Here is an 8,421-nt window from a genome sequence, read left to right on the forward strand (position 1 = left end):
CTTTACGGAGCAGTGATTGTGTACACGTTCACTCCGGAAGGCTTGTAAGGCATAAGCATTAGACTACAGAAACAAGAAGGAGTGGAATGGAATGCAGGCGAGATTGCTGCTGCAAGACGGAACTTTATTTACAGGTACCGCATTTGGCGCTGAGGGCGAAAAGACAGGCGAGGTTGTTTTTAATACAGGAATTACAGGATATCAAGAGGTGCTGTCTGACCCTTCATATTGCGGACAAATCGTTACAATGACTTACCCATTGATCGGGAACTACGGGATTACTCGGGATGATTTTGAATCTGTTCGACCTTTCGTACACGGCTTTGTAGTGCGTCGTCATGAAGAAGTACCTAGTAACTGGCGTGCTGAATATAGTGTGGACGATCTGCTAAAGGAATACGATATTCCAGGGATCAGCGAGATTGATACTCGGATGTTGACTCGGATTATTCGCCACTACGGAACAATGAAAGCCATCCTAACTACCTCTAACAAACGTGTAGAGGAACTGATGGAAATGATGGGAAATACTACGATTGAGGAATTGCGCAATCAGGTAGCTCGTACATCAACTGCAAGTTCGTACAGCAGCCCAGGCAACAAAGAAAGAATTGTACTTGTGGATTACGGTGCGAAGGCCGGTATCCTGCGTGAGCTTAACGAACGTGGTTGTGATGTTGTTGTAGTGCCACATGATGTAAAAGCGGAAGAAGTTCGCCGCCTGAACCCGGATGGTATCCTGCTGTCCAATGGCCCTGGGGACCCGAAAGATGTGCCTCACGCTGTTAAGACCATTTCTGAATTGCTTGGCGAATATCCGATCTTCGGCATCTGCTTAGGTCATCAGTTGTTTGCACTGGCTTGTGGAGCGGACACAGAGAAGCTGAAATTCGGTCACCGCGGTGGCAATCACCCTGTGAAGGAACTGGAAAGCGGACGCTGCTTCATCACTTCTCAGAACCATGGTTATACCGTAAATGAGGAATCTGTGAAGAACACTGAACTAGAAGTTACTCACATTAATAATAATGATAAGACGGTTGAAGGAATTAAACATACTCGTTACCCTGCATTTTCGGTGCAATATCATCCAGAAGCAGCGCCAGGACCACATGACAGCAGCTACTTATTCGATCGCTTCCTTCAATTGATTGCAGATCATAAAGCAAAGACACCTGTTATTTCACGTCAGGCACAACTTGCGGCAAACGCCAGAATCACGGCGCCAAAAACTAACTTACAGCTTGAAGCCGTGAAAGGAGCTCTATAACATGCCAAAGAACGATAAGCTTAAAAAAATACTAGTGATCGGTTCCGGACCGATCGTCATCGGTCAAGCAGCGGAGTTTGACTACGCAGGAACTCAGGCTTGCCAAGCCCTTAAAGAAGAAGGCGTGGAAGTCGTACTGATTAACAGCAATCCAGCAACAATTATGACTGATACAAATATTGCTGATAAAGTGTACATCGAGCCTATTACGCTTGAATTCGTAACTGCGATTATTCGCCAAGAGCGTCCCGATGGATTGCTTCCAACGCTAGGTGGCCAAACCGGCCTAAATATGGCTGTAGAATTGGCTCGTGCAGGTGTACTTGAGCAAGAGAATGTTAAGCTTCTCGGTACACAGCTTGATTCCATTGAGAAAGCAGAGGATCGCGATTTGTTCCGTGACCTAATGCGTGAATTGGAACAACCTGTACCGGATAGCACCATTATCACTACTGTAGATGAAGCAATGAATTTCGCTGAAGAGATTGGTTTTCCTCTGATTGTACGTCCAGCTTATACACTTGGCGGCACAGGCGGCGGGATCTGCGATAACGCAGAAGAACTGCGTGAAACCGTCAAAGCAGGTATTCGTTATAGCCCGATCGGACAATGTCTAGTGGAGAAAAGTATTGCCGGCATGAAGGAAGTTGAATACGAGGTTATGCGGGATGCTAATGACAACTGTATCGTTGTCTGCAATATGGAAAACTTTGATCCTGTAGGCGTACATACAGGTGACAGTATTGTTGTGGCACCTAGCCAAACGCTGTCAGATCGCGAATACCAAATGCTGCGTACAGCTTCGCTCAAAATCATTCGGGCCCTGAATATTGAGGGTGGATGTAACGTACAATTCGCACTTGATCCACAAAGTTATCAGTACTATGTAATCGAAGTAAACCCGCGTGTCAGCCGTTCCTCGGCTTTGGCTTCCAAAGCAACTGGATATCCAATTGCCAAAATGGCTGCTAAAATCGCAATGGGCTACACGCTGGATGAAATCGTCAATCCGGTTACCGGACAGACTTATGCATGCTTCGAACCTACACTTGACTATATCGTAAGTAAAATTCCACGTTGGCCTTTCGATAAGTTCATTCATGCGAACCGTAAGCTTGGTACGCAGATGAAGGCAACTGGTGAAGTAATGGCAATCGGCCGTACTTTTGAAGAGTCCATTCATAAAGCAATTCGTTCCTTGGAGATTGGTGTTCATCGTTTCCGTCTGCCAGGTGCAGAAGCATTGGAAGAGAATGTGCTGCGTGAACGTCTTGCGAAGCCTGATGACGAGCGTCTGTTCCTGGTTGCTGAAGCTTTCCGTCGTGGCTATGAGCTGCAAGAAATTCAGGATATTACGAACGTGGACTGGTGGTTCCTCTCCAAAATTGAAGGTTTGATTAACTTTGAAGATGTGATTCGCGGAGAAGAAACCTTGTCAGCGGAAACGCTATACCAAGCGAAACGCAAAGGCTTTACAGACCGTGCGATTGCTGAGATTCGTGCAGAAGGACAAGCGGACGGCAAGTATACTAAAGAAGCAGATGTGCGCGCGCTACGTTTGGAGCAAGGATTAACACCTGTGTTCAAGATGGTAGATACCTGTGCGGCTGAGTTTGAAGCTTCTACACCTTACTATTACTCGACTTATGAGACTGAGAATGAGGTCATTCATTCTGATAAGCAAAAAGTTATCGTGCTGGGATCTGGTCCAATTCGGATCGGTCAGGGAATTGAGTTCGATTATTCCACAGTGCATGCGGTATGGGCGATTCAAAAGGCTGGATACGAAGCGGTTATCATCAATAATAACCCTGAGACTGTATCTACAGACTTCAATACTTCGGACCGGTTGTATTTTGAACCTCTATTCTTTGAAGATGTTATGAACGTAATCGCACAAGAGAATCCGATTGGGGTTATCGTTCAATTCGGTGGTCAGACCGCGATTAACCTTGCGGCACCCCTAAGTGCTGCTGGTGTGAAGATTCTCGGAACTAGCCTCGATAGCATTGATGAAGCTGAGAACCGTAAGAAATTCGAAGCTTTGCTGGGTCGTCTTGATATCGCTCAACCAAAAGGTAAGACAGTTACCGATGTGGATCAAGCCGTAGAAACCGCACAATCCCTTGGATATCCGGTACTGGTTCGTCCTTCCTATGTACTAGGCGGACGCGCAATGGAAATTGTATATAACGATACTGAACTGCTTAGCTACATGGTAGAAGCGGTTAAAGTGAATCCAGAGCATCCGGTATTGATTGACCGTTACATGTTAGGTAAAGAGGTTGAGGTAGATGCGATTTGTGACGGTGAGACGGTAGTTATTCCGGGCATCATGGAGCATGTTGAGCGCGCAGGTGTTCACTCCGGTGACTCTATCGCTGTATATCCTCCGCAATATCTGGATGAAGGTCTAAAAGCAAAAATCGCTGAAATCACTATCAAGATCGCTAAGGAACTGAAGACGATTGGACTGGTCAACATCCAGTTTGTTATCTATCAGAACGAAGTATACGTAATCGAAGTAAATCCACGCTCCTCGCGTACAGTTCCTTTCCTGAGTAAAGTGACTGGAATTCCAATGGCGCATTTGGCAACCAAAATCATTCTCGGCAGCAAGCTGAAGGATGACGGTTATACAGAAGGTTTGTGGCCGGAAAGCGATTATGTATCGGTTAAAGTACCAGTGTTCTCTTTTGCCAAACTGCGCAGAGTAGAACCTACGCTTGGACCTGAAATGAAATCAACTGGTGAAGTTATGGGCCGTGATAAATTGTACGCAAAAGCTTTATACAAAGGTCTGGTAGGAGCAGGAATGAAAATTCCAGCTACAGGCGCTATCATTGTTACGGTGGCAGATAAAGATAAAGCAGAAGCTGTAGAACTTATGAAGGGCTTCCATTCCATGGGTTACAAAATCATTGCTACTGGAGGCACGGCACAAGCACTTGAAGATGCAGGCCTTAACGTAATGAATGTGAATAAGCTGGATGAAGGTGCGCCAAACATTCTCGACTTGATTCGTGGTGGGCAAGCAAACTTCGTCTTTAATACCCTGACTAAAGGTAAAACGCCAGAACGTGACGGATTCCGTATCCGCCGCGAAGCGGTTGAGAATGGCGTCGTATGTATGACTTCACTGGATACAGTGGCGGCACTTCTCAGAATGCTGCAGACGATTAACTTCTCGTCACAGTCCATGCCTGCTTTTGTAGGACAATTGAACTAATCTCATAAAGATGCATAGGGCGGTTTGCGTTTACGCAGACCGTTCCGCTATGCCTAGGGTCAAATAAATAAACAGTGTGGATGTAGTCTGCACTGGATAGGAGCATGGTTATGGGAGTTGAAGAAGTAGAGTGGAAAGCAATGGCGAATCGTCTGATGATCGCTTTGGATTATCCTGATGTGACTGGAGCAAGAGCCTTAATCGATAAGCTGGAAGGAATTCCTTGCTACATGAAGGTAGGTATGCAGCTGTTCTATGCGGCAGGACCAGACTTTATTCAAGAGCTGAAATCTCGTGGCTACTCTGTGTTCGTTGACGTGAAGATGCATGATATCCCTAACACGGTAAAAGGTGGCGCTCAAAGTCTTACGAATCTTGGCGCTGATATGTTTAACGTACATGCGGCAGGGGGAACAGCTATGATGGCGGCAGCGCGCGAAGGAGCGGCTTCAGCAGTTAGTACTAATGCAGCCCTGAAGATGCCTTTGATTATTGCAGTTACCCAGCTAACCAGTACGAGTCAAGAAGTGATGAATAACGAAATTGGGATCGCTGGAGAGGTAGCAGCTACTGTGGTAAGATACGCCAAGCTGGCTGCCGATGCGGGTCTAGATGGCGTAGTAGCATCGCCACAAGAGTCTGCAGCTATCGCAGAAGCTTGCGGCCCGGCATTTTGCACGGTTACACCGGGTATCCGGCCAGCAGGTGCTTCCTTGGACGATCAGTCCCGGGTTATGACACCTGGAAAAGCCATTCGTCAGGGTAGTCACTACCTTGTAGTAGGACGGCCGATTACAGCTTCACCAGATCCACGTCAAGCAGCACTAAACATTATTGAGGAGATGACCCTAGCATGAGCTCATTAAATAGAAGTGAACAAGTAGCAAGTTATCTGCTGGAGATTGGAGCAGTAGCACTGCGTCCCCAGGAGCCTTTTACATGGACCTCTGGTATCAAATCGCCGATCTATTGCGACAACCGTCTGACTATGGCTTACCCGGAAGTTCGTAACTATATCGCAGATGCTTTCGCCCAGCTTATTAAGAGCGAGTATCCGGACGCTGAAGTGATTGCAGGTACAGCAACCGCGGGTATTCCACACGCGGCTTGGGTAGCAGATAAGCTCAATCTGCCTATGGCTTATATCCGTGATAAAGCTAAAGGCCACGGCAAGCAGAATCAGATTGAAGGTCTGATTAAGCCGGGACAAAAGGTTGTTGTTATTGAAGATTTGATCTCCACAGGTGGAAGCTCCATCAAAGCGGCTCAGGCCGTGCAAGAAGCTGGCGCAGAAGTGCTGGCTGTACTCGCAATCTTCAGCTATGAGCTGGACCGTGCAGTGAATGCTTTTGCTGCAGCTGAAATGCCATTACAAAGCTTGTCCAACTACAGCACATTGATTGATGTGGCTCTTGCACAAGGCAAAATTGAATTGACGGACGTAGAAGCACTGAAGTCTTGGAGAAAAGATCCGTCATCATTTGGTGTTTAAGCTTAAATAAATGAGCCTGGTTTGGGCGAGCCTCTCACTTTTCAGTGAGGGGCTTTTATTTCTTTATTGCATAGAGTGGGATTAAAAAGAGAGACACAACATACTCAACTGCCATCCAAGACACGAATAGTTGTATTTCGTACATTTAAACTAACTTTTCTTAGAGGAATTGGCACTATAGTTGCACTTTGTGCAATTATAATCAGCCTAGTATCCGCCGAAACCTTCTAGTAACGGTTTTTAACTGTACAGAGTGCAATTAAAAAGAGAAATAAAATAAACTTGGCTCTAATAGCTGCAGAAAGTGCAATTATCCAGTCGTAAAGGGTAGGAATGTTCGCTCATAGGAAAGGTAGTAAGGAGTGGTAAAGTTGAGATAAGTATCTGCAAAAGCTCCTAGTAACATTTTTATGAGAATAATATGAAGAAATCGTAGTATAACTTTAAACGTCCTGTAACTTCCCTTCTTGATTAAAGCATTATACTGTTACTAGAAATATGGATTATTTATCCATTCGATGTAGAAGAATCAAGTATTTTATGGGAGGAAATAATAATGAATCATATAAACAACAATAAACGGCTGTGGCGCCGCTGGTTATGTTTTGGGGTATGCGCTGCGCTGATACTACCACTAATCTCTGATGGGTGGAATACGGCTTGGGCTGAGCCTTCTAAGTCTTCAGTGGAGCAGCGTGTATTGCGTATTGGGAGTCTATGGTCTGGGGAGGACGATACGTTTTTTCGTCAGCAGTTTACGGATATGTATGAGTTGCAGCATCCAGAAATCAAATTGGAGATTATTCCGGCTATAGATACGAATGACCTTCGATACAATAACAGCTCCTCAGACGTAAGCTCTGACAATTTGGAAAATATCCGAGCGATTATGGGCGGGGATAAGCCTGTTGATGTGATCGTCGGTGATAGCGCATTAGTGAAGAGTTTGGTGGATCATAATCTTCTCCAATCGCTGGAGCCGCTTATAGCGCGTGATCAGTATGATTTAAGCAATATGGCGCCTACAATGCTGAATGGAGTTCGTGAGCTGGGTAGAGGAAGTCTTTTTGCGTTGGCGCCGATCTTCTCGTCTAGTGCACTTTTTTATAACAAGGGAATCTTTGATGCTGCTGGTGTGGGCTATCCAACGGACAAGATGACTTGGAATGAATTGTTTACGCTGGCAGATAAGGTTACGAAGAAGTCATCTAATAAAGAAACTCGGATATACGGGTTCTCGATGAACCGTTACTTAAGTGATCCATTTTGGGATATGCAGAGCTATGTCGCACCGTTGGAACTTACGATGTACGATAATAAGGGTCAGCACATGACTGTAAATACTACACAGTGGAATCAGGCTTGGACTACTTACAGCCAGTTGGTTAAGAAACAAATTGTACCTGAGTTCAATGGGTTGGATTTTGCAGGAACAGAAGGGAATGCCTACAGTCCAATCCAAGGCGATCTGTTCCTCACAGGAAAAGCAGCAATGGTCATGGGAGAATATGGTTATCTCAATGAACTGGCGGGAGTGGCCCGTAATGCTGCTAAGATCAAAAATTACAGTCCCATCAATTGGGGCGTGGTTACTGTACCTACCTTTCTGGAAAAACCGGATGTTGCCATAGGAACATGGCTTGGTAATATGATGGCTATTAATTCTATGGCTACTAATAAGGAAGATGCTTGGGATTTGATTAAGTTCGTCAACAGTAATGAGGTTGCGAAAATTAAAGCCCATAACAAGAGTGAACTGACTTCCCGTAAGGATTATATTACCACTCAAACCCCTTCTGCAAATTTGGAAGCTTTTTATACGCTTAAGCCTTTACCTGCAACGGATCCTTTATTGATCAGTTTACAGATGCAGAAGCCTGGGATTAGCCGGATTAGCGATGTTGGACGTCAATTATTCATTGAAGTTTATCAGGGGAAGAAAACCGTCGAGAATGCACTCAAAGCTTGGGAGAAGCATGGGAATACCATGCTGGATACACTTGGAAAGGATCCGACGGTCTATTTCGACTCGCTCGGTGATTGACTATGGAATATGCCCTTAGCCACCAGTTTTCTGGTGGCTTATTTTGTGGAACTTGGGCATGATAAGTTCAGAGCGGTGTATCATAAATTTGCGAAAAGGAGAAGAGGGCATCATGAATTGGATATACTTCGCGAAACTGTTCAGGACCAGATTTCAAGCAGGTTGTTTGGCTAAAAGATTGGAACAAGATGGCTGGATTTACGGTTATCATGACCCACGTTTTGTAGAAATTTATCGTTCCCGTAAGGGAAGATACGGAGTTAGATTTCTGCCTTGAGAACTTTTATAAATTCTTCCTTGACGTAGACCCAATTTGTACTGTATATTATTTATTGTCGCTGTTTGAATATTTTTTCTGACGCGGGGTGGAGCAGCCCGGTAGCTCG

At 45.2% G+C, this 8,421-nt stretch carries 6 protein-coding genes; all 6 read left to right on the top strand.

Features of this window, described 5'->3' with window-relative positions; translation table 11 throughout:
* Positions 1–91: 91 nt before the first annotated feature.
* A complete protein-coding gene (gene carA, locus CA598_RS20335; RefSeq protein WP_094873050.1) occupies positions 92–1,270 on the top strand; it encodes a glutamine-hydrolyzing carbamoyl-phosphate synthase small subunit in 1,179 nt (392 codons plus the stop codon).
* Position 1,271: 1 nt separating this feature from the next.
* Complete coding sequence (carB, locus tag CA598_RS20340) at positions 1,272–4,499, top strand: carbamoyl-phosphate synthase large subunit (RefSeq protein WP_094873049.1); 3,228 nt, start codon at positions 1,272–1,274, stop codon at positions 4,497–4,499.
* Positions 4,500–4,609: 110 nt separating this feature from the next.
* Complete coding sequence (gene pyrF / locus CA598_RS20345; RefSeq protein ID WP_094873047.1) at positions 4,610–5,356, top strand: orotidine-5'-phosphate decarboxylase; 747 nt, start codon at positions 4,610–4,612, stop codon at positions 5,354–5,356.
* Positions 5,353–5,991 carry an orotate phosphoribosyltransferase gene (gene pyrE / locus CA598_RS20350; RefSeq protein WP_094877677.1) on the top strand — a complete coding sequence of 213 codons (639 nt, stop codon included), beginning with the start codon at positions 5,353–5,355 and terminating at the stop codon, positions 5,989–5,991. The genes pyrF and pyrE overlap by 4 nt, the downstream gene beginning before the upstream one ends.
* A 556-nt stretch (positions 5,992–6,547) precedes the next feature.
* Positions 6,548–8,035 (top strand): ABC transporter substrate-binding protein, encoded by a 1,488-nt coding sequence (locus CA598_RS20355; RefSeq protein ID WP_094877678.1) that lies wholly within the window; start codon positions 6,548–6,550, stop codon positions 8,033–8,035.
* 112 nt (positions 8,036–8,147) lie between these two features.
* Positions 8,148–8,312: a hypothetical protein gene (locus tag CA598_RS32360; protein ID WP_019909365.1), complete on the top strand. Its 165-nt coding sequence runs from the start codon at positions 8,148–8,150 to the stop codon at positions 8,310–8,312.
* Positions 8,313–8,421 lie beyond the last annotated feature (109 nt).

This window comes from Paenibacillus sp. VTT E-133291 (assembly GCF_002264395.1).
GTDB classification, from domain to species: Bacteria; Bacillota; Bacilli; order Paenibacillales; family Paenibacillaceae; genus Paenibacillus_AQ; species Paenibacillus_AQ nitricinens.